Raw genomic sequence first — 15,539 nt, 5'->3', positions numbered from 1 at the left:
CTCCTGCTAGGGGGTGCGAACGGGGAGGAGGGCGTTCACCGCGTCGAGGAAGGCGCGCGGTGTGGTCGCTTCGATGACGGTCGAATCGTCGAGGGTCACCCCGAATTCGCGTTCGACGCGGCTGGCGGTCTCGAGCATGGCCAGCGAGTCGTAGCCGAGGTCGTCGAAGGTGAGGTCGAGGATGTCGGATTCCAGGTCGACGTTCTCGGGTTCGCCGGAACCTTCGAGGAGGATCCTGGTCAGGTCGTCGAGGGTGAATGTCATGAGATTTCCCTTCCTTCGGGTGCGGTCAGGACCATGGCGGAGTTGAATCCGCCGTAGCCGCGTGCCAGGACGAGTGCGGCACGCACCGTCGCGTGCCGCACCCCACCGACCACCAGGTCCAGTGGTGAGTCGGAGTTCGGGGTGACGTTGATCGTCGGCGGGATCTCGCCGGTCGACATGGTGAGCAGGGCGGTGGCGACATCCAGCGGGCCCGCGCCCGAATACAGCCGTCCTGTCATGGTTTTCGGTGCGGTGACGGGAACGCCGCGGTGGCCGAAGACCGCGGTGATCGCCTCGGCCTCGATCTGGTCGTGCTCGGGCAGGCCCGCGGCGTCGGCGAACACCACGTCGATATCGCTGGGTGCGAGACCGGAATCGGCGAGCGCCCGCTCGATCGCGGCGCGCAGGGCCGGTTCGCGGCCGGTGCTCGGTGCGGGATCGAAAGTGGCCGCGTATCCCGCGATTTCGCCGTAGCTGCGGGCCCCACGGGCGGTGGCGGCCGCTGCGGACTCGAGGATCAGGATCGCGCCGCCCTCACCCGGAACATGGCCCGCCGCACGCGAATCGAACGGCAGATAGGCGGCTTCGGGATCGGTGCCCGCGTGCAGCCGGCCGCTCGTCCACAGCGCCGCCCACCCCCACGGGCACAGCGTGGCGTCCATCGCGCCCGACACCATCAGCGCGGTGCCTTTGCGAATCTGCCTGCGCGCGTGCGCGATCGCGTCGAGCCCGCCCGCCTGGTCACTGACCAGGACACCGCTGGGCCCTTTCATACCGTGACGAATAGAGATCTGCCCGCTGTTGACCGCGTAGAACCAGGCGAAGGACTGATACGCGCTGACGAAACGGCTACCCCGGCTCCACAGATTGCCGAGCTCCTTCTGCGCGAATTCGAATCCGCCCGACGACGAGGCGGTGAGCACGCCCATGTCGAAATCGTCGAGTCTGTCGGTGTCGACACCGGCATCGGCCAGTGCCCATTCGGCCGCGACGAGAGCGAGGCGGGTCACCTGATCTGTCTGGGGGAGAAGGCGATTGGGCAGGTACTGCTTGGGATCGAAGTCGTCGATCTCGCCTGCCAGGGTGGCCGGATAGCCCGCCGGATCGAAGCGGGTGAGCCGGCCGATGCCGCTGCGGCCCGCGCGCACCGCGTCCCAATAGGGCTGGGTGCCAAGACCATTGGGTGCGGTGATGCCGATGCCGGTGACCACCGCGCGGGTGTCGTCGAGTACCGCGGTCATGCCGCCACCTCCTTCGGGGCCGTCAGGACCATCGCGCTCTGGAAGCCGCCGAAGCCGCTGCCCACCGTGAGGACGGTGTCGGTGCGGTGCTCACGGGCGGTGATCGGCACGTAGTCCAGGTCGCATTCGGGGTCGGCGGTGTGCAGATTCGCCGTCGGCGGCACCACATCGGCGCCGATCGCCAGGACCGAGGCCGCGATCTCGATGGAGCCGATCGCGCCGAGCGAATGCCCGACCATGGACTTGATCGAGCTCACGGGGGTGTCATAGGCGTGTGAGCCCAGACTGCGCTTGAACGCGGCGGTTTCGTGCCGGTCGTTCTGCTTGGTGCCCGAGCCGTGCGCGTTGATGTAGTCGATCGAGTCACCGGGCATCCTGGCCTCGCTCAGCGCCACCCGGATGGCCTCGGCCATCTCGGCGCCGTCCGGGCGCAAGCCGGTCATGTGATAGGCGTTCGCGCGGGTGGCGTAGCCGGCGATCTCGGCGTAGATGTGCGCACCGCGCCGCCGGGCCGCGGACAGTTCCTCGAGGACGAACAGGGCCGCGCCCTCGCCGAGGACGAAACCGGTGCGGGAGGCGTCGAAGGGCCGGGACGCGGTTTCGGGGGCATCGTGGCGCGGGGTGGTCGCCTTGATCGCGTCGAAGCAGGCCATGGTGATCGGCGAGATCGGCGCGTCGGAGGCGCCGGTGACCATGATGTCCACCGAGCCCTCGGCGATGAGCTGGGCGGCGTAGCCGACCGAGTCGAGACCGGAGGTGCAGCCCGAGGACACCACGGTCGCGGGGCCCTGGGCACCGACCGCGAAGGCCACCTCGGCGGCGAACGAGCCGGGGGACAGGTGGTGGTAGAGGTGCTGGTCGGCGTACTTCTGGTCGACCAGTTCCAGCCGCCCGCCATTGCTGATGACGCGGTAGTCCTGCTCCAGGCGCATCGTCGCGCCGACCGCGCTGCCCAGCGCGACCCCGATCGAATACGGGTCGACGGTGTCGAATTCGAGTCCGCTGTCGGCCACCGCGCTGCGCGCACCGACGACGGCGAACTGTGCGGCACGGTCGAGTCGCTGGATCTCGTGGGGGGTCAGGCCGTGCAGTTCGGGGTCGAAGTCGACCTCGGCGGCGACCTTGGACCGGAACTGTTCGGGATCGAAGAAGCTGATCCGCCGGGTGGCGGTGCGGCCGGCGGTGAGCAGTTCCCAGAACTGCTTGGTGCCGACTCCGCCGGGGGCGATCACCTCCATTCCGGTGATGACGACGCGCCGGGTGTTCACTGTGCCTCCCAGTGGTAGAAGCGGTGTGCGACCGCGTCGGCCGGCTTGCGCCAGGTCGTCGAGTCGTACTTGTCGATCAGGGGGTCGAGGTCGTCGCAGATCTGGATGAAGCGCGGGTCGGCCTGCTTCCAGGCCTGCGCGATCACCTCACCGCCGTCGGGGGTCTCGAAGTCCTGCAGGTGGAAATAGACGCCGCCGAGAGCGAAGAGCTGCCTGCGCCGGGTGCCCATCCGATGCGGGACGTCGGTGGTGTCGAAGTCGGCGAACAGCTGCGCGACCTGCGGGCGGCGTTCGGGGACGAGGCGATTCACGACGAGGGTGCTGAACATGGCGGGGTCCACCGGGCCGGGCAGCCAGTGGTAGTAGCGCTGGGCACGCGCCGTCGTGTCGAACGGTGCGATGTCGCCACCCAGGTCGGGGCCGTCGGGTTCGCCGGACAGGGGTGTATCGCTGTCGACGATGTGGATGAACAGGTCGTCGTGATAGTGGAACAGCTGGCGGCGAACGATTTTCGCGTCCGTCGGGGTGGCCGCGGCATCGTGCTCGGCGAACTTCGCCGCCAGGCGGTCGCGGGCCGCGGTGGTGGTCGTCCTGGCGACCGTGACTGTCGTATGCATCCGGTGTCGGCTCCTCTGCGGTTCAGTTCTGGATCCGGCACAGCACGGCGCCGCTGCCGATGCTGGTGCCGATGTCGGTGATCAGGCCGATGACAGTGCCTGCCTTGTGCGCGGTGACCGGTTGTTCCATCTTCATCGCCTCGATCACCGCGATGAGCTGCCCGGATGCCACCGAATCACCCTCGGCGGCAGCGATTTTCACGAGCGTCCCGGCCATCGGGGCGGTCAGTGAGTCGCCGCTCGGTGTCGTGGTGGCGCTCGCGCGGTGGGGGCGGGGCGAGGGCCGGGACGCCGGTTTGTGGCCGCGCGCGGGCAGGGTCACCTCCACCCGCTTGCCGCGGACTTCGAGCACCACCGTCTCGCGCGGCGCCGAGGCACCGGGCGTGGCGGCGGTATCCGGGTAGGGCTCGATGACGTTGTCGAACTCGGTCTCGATCCAGCGGGTGTGCACGCGGAAAGGCGCGTCGGTGAAGTCGGGGTCGGTGACCACCGCGCGGTGCAGTGGCAGCACGGTCGCGATGCCGTCGATCTGGAACTCGCTCAACGCGCGGGCCGCCCGTTGCAGTGCCTGGGTCCGGTCCTCGCCGGTGACGATGAGCTTGGCCAGCAGCGAATCCCAGTTCGCGCCGACCGTGGTGCCGGCCTCGACCCCGGAGTCGACCCGCACCCCCGGCCCGCTCGGGGTCCGGTAGCCGGTGATCGTGCCCGGCATCGGCGTGAAGTTGCGCCCGGCGTCCTCGCAGTTGATACGGAATTCGATCGAGTGACCACGCGTGGGGGGATCGGGGTAGTCGAGGAGACCACCCGCGGCGATGCGCAGTTGTTCGCGGACCAGGTCGATACCCGTGACCTCCTCCGAGACCGGGTGCTCCACCTGCAACCGGGTGTTGACCTCGAGGAAGGACAGAGTGCCGTCGGCGCCGATCAGGAACTCGCAGGTGCCCGCGCCTCGATAGCCCGCGGCACGCAGGATTGCTTTGGAGGACTCGACCAGCGCACTGTGCTGCGCGGGCGTGAGGAACGGCGCCGGCGCCTCCTCGACGAGCTTCTGATGACGGCGCTGGAGCGAACAATCCCTGGTCGAGACCACGACCACGGTGCCTGCCTCATCGGCAAGGCACTGGGTCTCCACGTGTCGCGGGGAATCCAGATAGCGTTCGACGAAGCACTCGCCGCGACCGAACGCGGCCGTGGCCTCGCGGACCGCCGAGGCGAAGCACTCCGGGATCTCCTCGAGCGTGCGGGCCACCTTGAGCCCGCGACCACCGCCGCCGTACGCGGCCTTGATGGCGACCGGCAGCCCGTGTGTACGGGCGAACGCCACGACCTCGTCCGGATCCGACACCGGGCCGGGAGTGCCCGCCACGATCGGTGCCCCCGCCGCGACCGCGATCGTGCGGGCGGTGACCTTGTCACCGAGATCGCGGATCACCGAGGGCGGCGGACCGATCCAGATCAGGCCGGCCGCGAGGACCGCGGCGGCGAAATCCGCGTTCTCCGACAGGAAGCCGTAGCCGGGGTGTACCGCGTCGGCACCCGCGGCCCGTGCCGCGGCGAGCACGGCCTCGACATTCAGATAACTGGACTGCGCGGTGTCGCCGCCCAGTGCGTAGGCTTCGTCGGCGGTGCGGACATGTAGTGCGTCGCGGTCGGGATCGGCGTACACCGCCACTGCGGTGATCCCGGCATCGCGGCAGGCTCGTGCGATTCTTACGGCGATCTCACCGCGGTTGGCGATCAACACTCTACGCACGGTGCCTCCTGAAAGTTGTTGGGACGCTTCACCAATCGTCCGTAGCGAAGATCACCACATGGTGAACGGAACCTCCGGGAATCTTCAGGAGCTGCCCGGTCATGGCCCCGCACTCTGTGGGATTCGTCCAATTCATCCGGGCTGGTTCAGGTTTCACTCCGCCCGGTTGCCTGCCGCCCGCGCCGGCCTTAGCATCGCGCGCTGTCACCGGGTCGACCGGGGGTCGGCTACCGGTCGCGATTACATGGCTTGCCATGTAATCTGGCGGTAGCCGCAGATCAACGACGATGGAAGGTGGGTATGGAACCGCTCGAGACGCTACCGATGGATCGGAGCAACTCCCTGGGGTACGTGATCAACCATCTGGCGCGGCTTATGGAACAGGCACTGCGCGATCGCATCGCCGGGCACGGCGTGGTGCCCGGGCAGTTCGCACAACTGCTCGCGCTGTACGAGGAGGAGGGGATCTCGCAGCTGCAACTCTGCGAGAAGGTCCGGATCGACCAGTCGACGATGGCCCACACGCTCAAGCGGATGGAGCGCGACGGCCTCATCCAGCGCACCGCCGACCCGCAGGACGGCCGGCGAGCGCTGATCTACCTCACCGACCGATCCCGTCGATTGCGCACCGCGCTGATCGATGCGGCTGGGGAGGTGAACGGCATCGCGACCTCGGGGTTCCCCGACGTCCGCGGTGACGACTTCATCCGCATGGTTCGACAGGCGATCGGCAATCTCGAGGCCGATCGGGCCACATGACCATCGAAGAGAGGTAAACCATGCTCTCCCGCATCCATCCCGTCGCGGGCACGATCGGATTACTCACCATCCTCACCTTCTGGACCTCGACGGTGGTGAGCGAGCTCAGTGGTTCCAGGGACGCGATCATCGCGGTGAAGCAGACCATCCCGTGGGCCCTGCCGATCCTGGTTCTCGCGCTCGCCGCCACCGGCGGCACCGGCTTCCGGCTGGCAGGCGACTCGACGATGCCCGCCATCGTCGCGAAGAAGCACCGGATGCCCTTCATCGCCGGCAATGGGCTGCTCGTGCTCATTCCCTCGGCGATCACCCTTTCGGTCCTCGCGGGCCGCGACGAGTTCGGGCCGTTGTTTTACGGCGTGCAGGCGCTCGAACTCGTCGCCGGTGCTACGAATATCGTGCTCATGTCACTCAACATTCGCGACGGCTTCCGCATCACGGGCCGTTTCGACAAGCCGAAATCGGAAAATCCAACCGCTACCATCGGTAGCGAGGAATCTCAGGGATAAATGATGAACGACACCACTCTCCGTGCCGAGCTGGAATCGCTGCGCGCGGAAGTCCGTGAATTGCGCGACCATCGTGAGATCGCGGCCCTCTTCGATACATTCTTCTTTTTCGAAGATCGCAAATCGATGGACGACGCGTGGGCGGAAGCCATTTTCACCGACGATGTCCTGCTCGAATTGCCGCCCGAGGATTATCGGGGCATCGAGGGAATTGCCGCACACATGACCTATGTGGTCAATCTGTTCGGACCGACGCATCACACCACCACCGATTGCCACGCCGATATCGACGGTGATTCCGCCGCGGTGCGGCTCAATCTCACCGCCACCCATAAGCACGTGGTGCCGGGTGAGGCGCCGCTGCTGGTGTGGGGCTACCTCGATGCCGATGTCCGGCGCACCGCCGTCGGCTGGCGGATCGCCCGGATGAAGTTCATCAAGGTGCTGCGCACCGGCGAGGCGCCTCCCGGATTCGCGTTCGACGAGAACCTGAACGTGGTCGCGGTCAGCAGCTGAGTCAGCGAAGCCGCCGGCTCCTCGGGAGCCGGCGGCTTTCGTCGTACCTCGCTCAGGCTCGCGGCATCAGCTTGAAGCCGACACCGCGGACCGCGACGATCCAATCGCTGGCTCCCAGCTTCGCCCGCAGGCTGCTGACGTGCGTGTCCACCGTGTGCTGCGACCAGGAACCGTCCCAGACCTCACCCAGGATCTGCTTGCGCGACACCACGATTCCCGGCCTGCGCGACAGCATCAGCAGCAGGTCGAACTCTTTCCTGGTGAGTGCGAGCGCGCGGCCGTGCAGGGTCGCCTCGCGGGCACCCTCGTCCACGCGCAGCGCGCCACAGTTGGTGGTGGTCCGGCCGCTCTCGGGCTGCGGGCTGACCCGTCGCATGAGCGAGTCGATGCGGGCCATGAGTTCCCTGATGCCGAACGGGCGGGTGACATAGTCGTCGGCGCCCGAGCGCAGGCCGAGTACGCAGTCCAATTCGGAATTGCGATCGGTGACAACGATGATCGGAATCGTATGTCGCGCCCGGATGGAACGGCATACCTCGAATCCGTCGAAATCGGGGAGATCGGGATCGAGCAGAACCAGATCGGCGCGATCGAACAGCTTCAGTGCCATTCTTCCGGTGTCGACGGTGGCGACCTGGTGGCCATATCGGGGGAGTTCGCTGTCGAGCGATCCGACGGCATCCGAACCCGCCGCGATAAGAATTCGCCACGAGCGATCCGCGGCTATGATATGAGGCTCGGGGAAATTCGGGGCGAGCTCGGTATCGGCTTCCTTGAGTTCGCTGCTACGCATGGCTCGAATACCCTACCGTCCAGGGCATCGAAATGCCGCGCTGACGACCACACTGCTACGGGCGGCCGGGATTTCACCTGTCCATCTCAGGGTAGCCGACTCGTTTCATTCGTGCACTGTGGAGTTCGGCGCCTTTTTTGCGGAAAAGCGTTCAGATCGGTATTCCACACAAAATAATGGACGGTTGCTCAGCTGGCCGCGCCGAAGCGGCGCCGGTATTCGGTGGGAGCGATGCCGACGTGGCGCTGGAAGTGGTGGCGCAACAGGGCGCCGGAGCCGAAACCGGACTCGTCGGCGATCCGCTCCAGAGCCATGTCGGTGGTTTCGAGCAGGTGCTTGGCGAACAGCACACGCTGGGTGGTGAGCCACTTGACCGGAGTGGTGCCGGTCTCGGCGGCGAAGCGGCGGGCGAAGGTGCGGGTGGACATGCTGGAGCGGGCCGCGAGTTCGTCGACGGTGTGCGGGTGAGCGAGGTTCTCGGTGAGCCACGCCAGGGTGGTGGACAGGCCTGCGGAGCTGCACTCGGGAACCGGCTGTTCGATGAACTGACGCTGGCCGCCGTCGCGTTGCGGCGGGACGACCATGCGGCGCGCGATGCCGTTGGCGGCGGCGGTGCCGATCTCGCGGCGGACCAGGTGCAGGCAGGCGTCGATGCCCGCGGCCGTGCCCGCGCTGGTGATCAGGTTGCCCTCGTCGACGAACAGGACGTCGGGGTCGACGGTGGCCTCGGGGAACATCGCGGCGAGTTTGTCGACATAACGCCAGTGGGTGGTGCACTTGCGGCCGTCGAGCAGACCCGCCGCGCCGGCCAGGAAGGCACCCGAGCAGACGGTGAGGACGGTCGCGCCCGCATCGGCCGCGTCGCGCACCGCTTCGAGAACCCGGTCGTCGTACTTGCCGATCGGGGAGGCGGGGATGGCGACCAGGTCGGCCTTCGCGAGTTGGTCGAGGCCGAAGTCGGGGGTGACGGAGATGCCGGGGGTGGTCGAGCGCAGTGGCTTGCCGGGCTCGGCGCCGCAGACCCGGAAGTCGAAGCCGGGTAGGCCGTCCGCGGTGCGGTCGAGGCCGAAAACCTCACAGACGACACCGAATTCGAACATGGCGAGCCGGTCGTTGAGGACCACGGCGACGTTCGAGAGCATGTCTCATCGTAGCTGGCTGAATCTTTACGCACAATGACAGAACAGCCACTTTCGGCTGAAAATCATCGAGCGCAAAATTACTGCCATGCTTACTTTCCTGATCGTCCTCGCCGCCATCATCGGACTCGCCGTACTGATCGGGCGCGGCACCACCGGAACCACCGGAATCATCGACCGCGACGCCCAGCGCATGGACATCGAACTCAAGGCCATCGCAGGCTACGCCGACTACATCCGTCCCAGTCATCACTGAAAACACGAATGCCGCCCCATCCGGGTGGATGAGACGGCATTCGAGGTTCGGGGAGAAATCAGACCGCGTCGCCGGGGCCGACTCGGGGCTTCGGGGCGCGCATCTTGCGGATTTGGGAGGCGCGGACGAAGGCGTACCAGCCGAGCTTGAAGCCGGTGTCGGTCGTGTCGGGGAAGCGCTCGATCACCCGGTTGTTCACGATCTTGCCGAGGACGAAGCCCTCGATGATCATGAAGACCATCATCACCAGCATGGCCAGGGTGACGATGGTCTGCAGGCCGGGGGCCACGAACATCGACAGGATCAGCACCAGCGCCATCGGCATGAACAGGCCGACCAGGTTGCGGCGGGCGTCCACCAGGTCGCGCACGTACGCGCGGACCGGGCCCTGATCGCGGGGCAGCAGGTACTTGTCCTCGCCGGCCAGCATGCGGGCACGGCGGTCCTGCACGGCGGCGCGGCGGTCGGCCGCGGCGGCCTTGCGGTCCTGTTTGGTGCCCTTGACGGCCTTGCGGCGAGCGCGGGCTTCCTTGGCGGTCAGTGGGGCGGGCGCGACAGGGCCGCGCCGCTTGCCTTCGGCCTCACGCCTTTTCGGCGTCGGCTTGCCCTTACCGGGGGTGGTCGAAGTGGTGGCGGCGGCCTGTTCGGAGCCGGACACCGACGGGTCGACGGACTCGTCGGTGGTGCTGGACTCGTCGCGACGGAACAATTTCACGTTCACCAGGCTATTCGATGATGCCGACCATCGGGAAATGCGGTCCGCTCAGCGGTGGGCCCGATCTCATACCAGGCGGTCTGCGACGCAGATCACGCCGTTATAGGGCGTACTGTGGGCGCAAGCACCCAGGTGGCGTCTACTCGGCTGCGCCGAGGGTGGCAAAATAGGAATAGCAGTTGCTGCGACAGCGTTGAAATCAGTCGTGCGCTGTGCACCTGAGGTCCGTTGACGGGCTGAGTCGAACTAGGAGTGTCCATGACTGTGCAGAACGAGACCGCCACCGAGACCCACGGTGCGACGCTGACCGACGCTGCAGCCATCAAGGCGAAGGCGCTGCTCGACCAGGAGGGCCGCGACGACCTGGCCCTGCGGATCGCCGTGCAGCCCGGTGGCTGTGCCGGTCTGCGCTACCAGCTGTTCTTCGACGATCGCATCCTCGACGGTGACATCGTCGTCGAGTTCTCCGGCGTGAAGTTGGCTGTCGACCGCATGAGCGCCCCGTACATCGACGGCGCCTCGATCGACTTCGTCGACACCATCGAGAAGCAGGGCTTCACCATCGACAACCCGCAAGCCACCGGCTCCTGCGCCTGCGGCGATTCGTTCAACTGATGTTCGGCGCCGCGAGTTAGCGGCGCCGTAACCTCGCCCTCCAGGTCGCGGCCGTGAACATTGTGGTTGCGTGGCGAGGTAGCGAACAGGTGAACCACAGGCGGTAGCGCTTGCTAACGTTGAAGTCCGGGATCCGGTGATCCCGGACTTCTTTGTCTTCCTACCTCTAGCGTCGAAGGGGCCATGCCTCGTGTCTGTTGCCGTGTCCGCATCCATCGCCACCGACCACCTCATGCGCTTTCCCGGCCGGTTCGCCGATGCGCTGCTCGCTGATCAACTCGATCATGTGTCCCTGAGCTTTCTCGTCGACGATCTGCAGATCCGCCGTGGCGGAGTGGCGGGCAACATCGCCTACGCGATGGGGCTGCTGAAGCAGCGTCCGGTGCTCGTCGGTGCCGTCGGCGCCGATTTCGCCGAGTACCGCCAGTGGCTGGAGGCCAGCGGCGTCGACTGCTCGGCGGTGCACGTCTCCACGACGTCGCACACCGCGCGGTTCGTGTGCACCACCGATGAGACGATGGCGCAGATCGCGTCGTTCTACCCGGGTGCGATGAGCGAGGCGCGCGATATCGACATCGCCGCGATCGCCGCCGCGCACGATATCGACCTGGTGCTCGTGGGCGCGAACGATCCGGAGGCGATGGTCGCGCACACCCGCCAGGCCAAGGCGAAGGGCATCGCCTACGCCGCCGATCCGTCCCAGCAGCTGGCCCGCCTCGACGGCGAGCAGGCGAGCGAACTGGTCGACGGTGCGGCCTACCTGTTCACCAACAAGTACGAGTGGGCCCTGCTGCAGCAGAAGACCGGCCTCAGCGAAGCCGACATCACCGCCAAGGTAGGCATCCGGGTCACCACGCTGGGCTCCGAGGGTGTGCTCGTGGTCGACGCCGACGGCACCGAGGTCCGCGTCGGCGTGGTGCCCGAGGTGGCCAAGGTCGACCCGACCGGTGTCGGCGACGGTTTCCGCGCCGGCTTCCTCACCGCACACCGCGCGGGCCTGAGCCTGGAGCGCGCCGCCCAGCTCGGCTCCCTGATCGCCGTCCTCATCCTGGAGACCACCGGCACCCAGGAGTGGACCCTCAACACCGAAGACGCACTCGAGCGCCTCACCAAGGCCTACGGCACCGACGCCGCCGACGAACTGGCCTTCCTGCTCTGACCTACGGAACACGAACGCCCCCTGGATCTTTCGAACCAGGGGGCGTTTTTCCGTGGGTTACAGCGAGACCGGGTAGACCGGTTCTTGGATCTCCGGCTTGATGCGGTCTTCGACGAAGATGCCGTGCCAGACCATGAAGACCAGGACGGTCCAGAGGCGGCGGCTGTGGTCCGACAGGCCTGCCTTGTGGTCGCGGAGCATCTGGAGGATGGCCGGCTTGTTCAGCAGGTGGTCGGTCTGGGACTCGGCGATCTGGGTTTCGGCCCAGTCGTAGAGTTCGGTGCCGCGCAGCCAGTGGCGCAACGGGACCGGGAAGCCGAGCTTGGCGCGGTGGAGGACGTGGTCGGGGACGATCCCGTCCAGGGCCCGGCGCAGCGCGTACTTCGAGGTTTCCTTGGTGATCTTCTGGTCGAAGGGGATGCCTTCGGCGACGCGCATGACCTCGTTGTCCAGGAACGGCACGCGCAGTTCCAGTGAGTTGGCCATGGTCATCTTGTCGGCCTTGACCAGGATGTCGCCGCGCAGCCAGGTGAACAGATCGAGGTGCTGCATGCGCGCGACCGGGTCCCAGCCCGCGGACTGGGCGTAGATCGGGGCGGTCACGTCCTGGTGGGTCCACTCGGGGCGGAAGTCGCGCAGCACCGCGCGCAGCTGGGCGTCGTTGAAGCTGCGGGCGTTGCCGTAGTAGCGCTCTTCGAGCGACAGCGATCCCCGGTGCAGCAGCGACTTGCCGCGCCTGCCGTCGGGGATCTTGTCGCTGAGTTTGCCGACGAGCTTGCGCACACCGCTCGGCAGGTACTCGAAAGGCTTGAGCGACAACGGTTCCCGGTAGATCGTGTAGCCGCCGAACAGTTCGTCGGCGCCCTCGCCGGAGAGCACCACCTTGACGTGCTTGCGGGCTTCCTTGGCCACGAAGTACAGCGGGACAAGGGCCGGGTCGGCGACCGGATCGTCGAGATACCAGACGATCTCCGGAATCGCGGCGGCGAACTCGGCGGGGGAGACCACCTTGACGATGTGGCGGGCGCCGATCAGCTCGGCGCTCTCGGCGGCCACGTCGACCTCGGAGTACCCCTCGCGCTCGAAGCCGGTGGTGAAGGTGATCAGCTTCGGGTTGTGGCGCATGGCCAGCGCGGCGATGGCGGTGGAGTCGATGCCGCCGGACAGGAACGAACCGACGGTGACGTCGGCGCGCATGTGCTTGGCGACCGAGTCCTCCAGCGCGGCGGCGATCTCGGCGTAGCGGGCCTTCTCCGAACCCTCCGCGAACGGGCGAACCCGGAAGTCGGGGCGGAAGTAGCGGGTCGTCACCGGCTCCTGGCCGAGCTTCACCGTGGCGTAGTTGCCGGATTCGAGGCGGCGGATGTTGCGGTGCAGCGACTCGGGCTCTGGCACGTACTGCAGCACCGTGTAGTGCTCGAGCGCGCGCGGGTCGAGCTCGTCGGACAGGTCGAGCGGGCTCAGCAGTTCCAGCAGGCTCTTCTTCTCGCTGGCGAAGGCGGTGCCGCCGGGGCCGGTGGCGATGAACAGCGGCTTGATGCCGAACGGATCGCGCGCCAGGAACAGTTCCGAGGTCTCGGTGTCCCAGATCGCGAAGGCGAACATGCCGCGCAGCTTGCGCACGGCCTCGGGGCCCCAGAAGTGGAAGGCGGCCACGATGGCCTCGCCGTCACCGTCGGTGGCGAAGATCTTGGCATCGGGGAATTCGGCGCCGTGCTCGGCGGCCAGCTGCTCGCGCAGCTCGAGGTAGTTGTAGATCTCGCCGTTGAAGGTCATCGCGTAGCGCTGCGGGTTGTCCGCGGGGCCCCAGCGCAGCGGCTGGTGCGAGTGCTCGATATCGATGATGGACAGGCGGTTGAACCCGAAGATCATGTGATCGTCGTGCCAGGTGCCCTTCTCGTCCGGGCCACGATGCCGCTGGCAGTGCAGCGCGTCGTACACCTGATCGACCACCGCGGTCGTCGCGGAATCAGCTGTCAGGAATCCGAGCAGTCCGCACACGGTGTCGACCAACCTTCTCTCGTTCGATGATGGGTGGCCACAAACGGGCCGAAACGCTGTGTCCGAGTATGCCGCACACCTGCCCGACACGCCGCGCTCGCCCGCTCGCGCGGGGCACCCGGTCACCGGACGGGGGTCAAACCGCAGGTCGCGATGATCGGTGACGTCACGGCGGAGTGTCGAAAGTGACCCCGCGACAAGACAGTGCCCCCTTTGGTCTACGCTGCGTAGTACTCAGGTCCTTCTCAGGTGTGCAGGCGTCACAGCGGCAATACTTCGGGACGGCCTGAAACTGCTTTGAAGAGGTGTCGGAACGGGCGAATCGCCGCCCGGACGACGCAATGTGTCGGAATGTGTGGCGACCAGGAAGGCGTGAGCGTGGCGCACAAGGCGAGCGAAGAGATCGGGGCACGACCCGTCAAGGGTCGGCAGGGCCGGATCCTTCGGCGGGCCGGGCTGGCGGTGTCCTTGGGGATCACCGCGATGCTCGTCTCGGGCTGCTCGATCGACAATGTTTGGCTCCGGTTCGGCTGGCCATCGGGTATCACCCCGCAGGCCACCCGGATGCGTGAGCTGTGGACCTGGTCGGTGCTGGCCGCGCTCGCCATGGGCGTGCTGGTCTGGGGTCTGACCTTCTGGACGGTCATCTTCCACCGCAAGCGCAAGAACTCCCCGGAGTTCCCGCGCCAGACCGGGTACAACGTGTCGCTGGAGCTGACCTACACGGCGATCCCGTTCGTGATCATCGCGGTGCTGTTCTACTTCACCGTGGTCGTGCAGAACTACGTGCACGAGAAGACCGACAACCCGGATGTCACCGTCGACGTGACCGCCTTCCAGTGGAACTGGAAGTTCGGCTACCGCAACATCAACAACGTCGGCGGTCTCACCTGGAACGGCATCGACACCGAGCGAGAGCTGCTGAACGAAGAGCAGCTCGCCGAATACCGTGAGCTGAAGAACGAAAAGGGTCACCCGCAGCCGGGTCCGTTGCACGGCAAGCCGGCCAACGACATCCTCTCGTACCTGCACTACGACAAGGTCGAGACCTTCGGCTCCAGCGAAGAGATTCCGGTCCTGGTGCTGCCGACCGGTAAGCGCATCGAGTTCCAGCTCGCCGCCGCCGACGTGATCCACGCCTTCTGGGTGCCGGAGTTCATGTTCAAGCGCGACGTGATGCCGAACCCGAAGGAAAACCAGTCCGACAACGTCTTCCAGATCTCCGAGATCGAGAAGGAAGGCGCGTTCGTCGGCCGCTGCGCGGAGATGTGCGGCACCTACCACTCGATGATGAACTTCGAGGTCCGCGCGGTCTCGCCGGAGAAGTACGCCAAGTACATGCAGGCGCGCATCGAGGGCAAGACCAACGGTGAGGCGCTGGCATCGATCGGCGAGTCGCCGGTGGCCACCTCCACGTACCCCTTCAACACCAAGCGCGATGCCAAGAGCGCTTCGGTGAACGAGAGCAAGTGAGGATTCTGATATGAGGATCGAAGCGCGGATCTTCGAACTGCTCACGGCCTTCTTCATCCTGGTGGGCATCGTCTACGGGTTCTTCACCGCGCAGTCGCGCACCGGCATCGAGTGGGCGGGCACCACCGCGATCGTGCTGACCGCGGGCCTGTCGCTGATCATCGGCACCTACTTCCGGTTCGTCGCGCGCCGCATCGACCTGCGGCCCGAGGACTACGAAGAGGCCGAGATCGTCGACGGCGCGGGCGACCTGGGCTTCTTCTCGCCCGGTAGCTTCTGGCCCATCCTCCTGGCGGCCGCTGGTTCGGTCACCGCGCTGGGCCTGGCGTTCTTCCAGTTCTGGCTGATCGGTCTCGGCGTGGTGCTCGTGCTCGCCGCCGCAGCCGGCCTGGTGTTCGAGTACTACCTGGGTGCCGAGAAGCACTGACACCGCACGACACGGTCGTCGAGACTCCCTCGAG

The 15,539-nt window shown here is 66.7% G+C and carries 17 protein-coding genes; 8 read left to right on the top strand and 9 right to left on the bottom strand.

Annotated features, from left to right (window positions below; all coding sequences use genetic code 11):
- Positions 1–6: 6 nt before the first annotated feature.
- From ACFWPK_RS30910 to ACFWPK_RS30890, 5 genes are read right to left on the bottom strand one after another with little or no spacing between them, the layout of a single operon-like run.
- Complete coding sequence (locus tag ACFWPK_RS30910) at positions 7–264, bottom strand: acyl carrier protein (RefSeq protein ID WP_378921787.1); 258 nt, start codon at positions 262–264, stop codon at positions 7–9.
- Positions 261–1,505, bottom strand: coding sequence for a ketosynthase chain-length factor (locus ACFWPK_RS30905; RefSeq protein WP_378921786.1), 1,245 nt, complete (start codon positions 1,503–1,505; stop codon positions 261–263). The genes ACFWPK_RS30910 and ACFWPK_RS30905 overlap by 4 nt, the downstream gene beginning before the upstream one ends.
- Positions 1,502–2,773 (bottom strand): beta-ketoacyl-[acyl-carrier-protein] synthase family protein, encoded by a 1,272-nt coding sequence (locus ACFWPK_RS30900; RefSeq protein ID WP_378921784.1) that lies wholly within the window; start codon positions 2,771–2,773, stop codon positions 1,502–1,504. Before ACFWPK_RS30900 ends, ACFWPK_RS30905 begins: the two co-directional genes overlap by 4 nt.
- A complete protein-coding gene (locus tag ACFWPK_RS30895; RefSeq protein WP_378921783.1) occupies positions 2,770–3,390 on the bottom strand; it encodes a TcmI family type II polyketide cyclase in 621 nt (206 codons plus the stop codon). The genes ACFWPK_RS30900 and ACFWPK_RS30895 overlap by 4 nt, the downstream gene beginning before the upstream one ends.
- Positions 3,391–3,412: 22 nt before the next feature.
- Positions 3,413–5,143, bottom strand: coding sequence for a biotin carboxylase N-terminal domain-containing protein (locus tag ACFWPK_RS30890; RefSeq protein WP_378921781.1), 1,731 nt, complete (start codon positions 5,141–5,143; stop codon positions 3,413–3,415).
- A 300-nt stretch (positions 5,144–5,443) separates the two neighbouring features.
- Between ACFWPK_RS30890 and ACFWPK_RS30885 the strand changes: the two genes are divergently transcribed.
- The 3 genes from ACFWPK_RS30885 to ACFWPK_RS30875 are packed head-to-tail and all read left to right on the top strand — an operon-like array spanning position 5,444 to position 6,927.
- A complete protein-coding gene (locus tag ACFWPK_RS30885; protein WP_378921779.1) occupies positions 5,444–5,902 on the top strand; it encodes a MarR family winged helix-turn-helix transcriptional regulator in 459 nt (152 codons plus the stop codon).
- 20 nt (positions 5,903–5,922) lie between these two features.
- Positions 5,923–6,411 carry a hypothetical protein gene (locus ACFWPK_RS30880; protein ID WP_378921777.1) on the top strand — a complete coding sequence of 163 codons (489 nt, stop codon included), beginning with the start codon at positions 5,923–5,925 and terminating at the stop codon, positions 6,409–6,411.
- A 3-nt stretch (positions 6,412–6,414) separates the two neighbouring features.
- Positions 6,415–6,927 carry a nuclear transport factor 2 family protein gene (locus ACFWPK_RS30875; protein WP_378921776.1) on the top strand — a complete coding sequence of 171 codons (513 nt, stop codon included), beginning with the start codon at positions 6,415–6,417 and terminating at the stop codon, positions 6,925–6,927.
- 52 nt (positions 6,928–6,979) lie between these two features.
- Here the strand turns inward: ACFWPK_RS30875 and ACFWPK_RS30870 are convergent, their stop codons facing one another.
- Both ACFWPK_RS30870 and ACFWPK_RS30865 read right to left on the bottom strand, forming a co-directional pair.
- Positions 6,980–7,720, bottom strand: a complete 741-nt coding sequence (locus ACFWPK_RS30870; RefSeq protein WP_378921775.1) for a response regulator transcription factor — start codon at positions 7,718–7,720, stop codon at positions 6,980–6,982.
- 188 nt (positions 7,721–7,908) lie between these two features.
- On the bottom strand, positions 7,909–8,862 hold the full coding sequence (locus tag ACFWPK_RS30865) for a helix-turn-helix domain-containing protein (protein WP_378921773.1): 954 nt from the start codon (positions 8,860–8,862) through the stop codon (positions 7,909–7,911).
- 85 nt (positions 8,863–8,947) lie between these two features.
- Here ACFWPK_RS30865 and ACFWPK_RS30860 point away from each other — a divergent pair, with 85 nt between their 5' ends.
- Positions 8,948–9,115, top strand: a complete 168-nt coding sequence (locus tag ACFWPK_RS30860; RefSeq protein WP_378921772.1) for a hypothetical protein — start codon at positions 8,948–8,950, stop codon at positions 9,113–9,115.
- 58 nt (positions 9,116–9,173) lie between these two features.
- On the opposite strand, the gene ACFWPK_RS30855 is transcribed toward ACFWPK_RS30860, so the two are convergent.
- Positions 9,174–9,773: a DUF3043 domain-containing protein gene (locus ACFWPK_RS30855; RefSeq protein WP_378921824.1), complete on the bottom strand. Its 600-nt coding sequence runs from the start codon at positions 9,771–9,773 to the stop codon at positions 9,174–9,176.
- A 315-nt stretch (positions 9,774–10,088) separates the two neighbouring features.
- Between ACFWPK_RS30855 and ACFWPK_RS30850 the strand changes: the two genes are divergently transcribed.
- Complete coding sequence (locus ACFWPK_RS30850) at positions 10,089–10,445, top strand: iron-sulfur cluster assembly accessory protein (RefSeq protein ID WP_056816608.1); 357 nt, start codon at positions 10,089–10,091, stop codon at positions 10,443–10,445.
- A gap of 232 nt (positions 10,446–10,677) precedes the next feature.
- Positions 10,678–11,604, top strand: coding sequence for a carbohydrate kinase family protein (locus ACFWPK_RS30845; protein ID WP_378921823.1), 927 nt, complete (start codon positions 10,678–10,680; stop codon positions 11,602–11,604).
- Between the two features lie 57 nt (positions 11,605–11,661).
- On the opposite strand, the gene asnB is transcribed toward ACFWPK_RS30845, so the two are convergent.
- On the bottom strand, positions 11,662–13,605 hold the full coding sequence (gene asnB / locus ACFWPK_RS30840) for an asparagine synthase (glutamine-hydrolyzing) (protein ID WP_378921821.1): 1,944 nt from the start codon (positions 13,603–13,605) through the stop codon (positions 11,662–11,664).
- A 483-nt stretch (positions 13,606–14,088) separates the two neighbouring features.
- Here asnB and ACFWPK_RS30835 point away from each other — a divergent pair, with 483 nt between their 5' ends.
- Both ACFWPK_RS30835 and ACFWPK_RS30830 read left to right on the top strand, forming a co-directional pair.
- Entirely contained in the window at positions 14,089–15,078 is a 990-nt protein-coding gene (locus ACFWPK_RS30835; RefSeq protein WP_378921819.1) for a cytochrome c oxidase subunit II, read from the top strand.
- 10 nt (positions 15,079–15,088) lie between these two features.
- Positions 15,089–15,505: a cytochrome c oxidase subunit 4 gene (locus ACFWPK_RS30830; RefSeq protein WP_101463622.1), complete on the top strand. Its 417-nt coding sequence runs from the start codon at positions 15,089–15,091 to the stop codon at positions 15,503–15,505.
- The last annotated feature ends 34 nt before the right edge of the window (positions 15,506–15,539 follow it).

Origin of the sequence: Nocardia sp. NPDC058519, from assembly GCF_042719755.1 — a bacterium.
GTDB lineage: Bacteria > Actinomycetota > Actinomycetes > Mycobacteriales > Mycobacteriaceae > Nocardia.
This window is presented reverse-complemented; position numbering and strand designations above follow the sequence as displayed.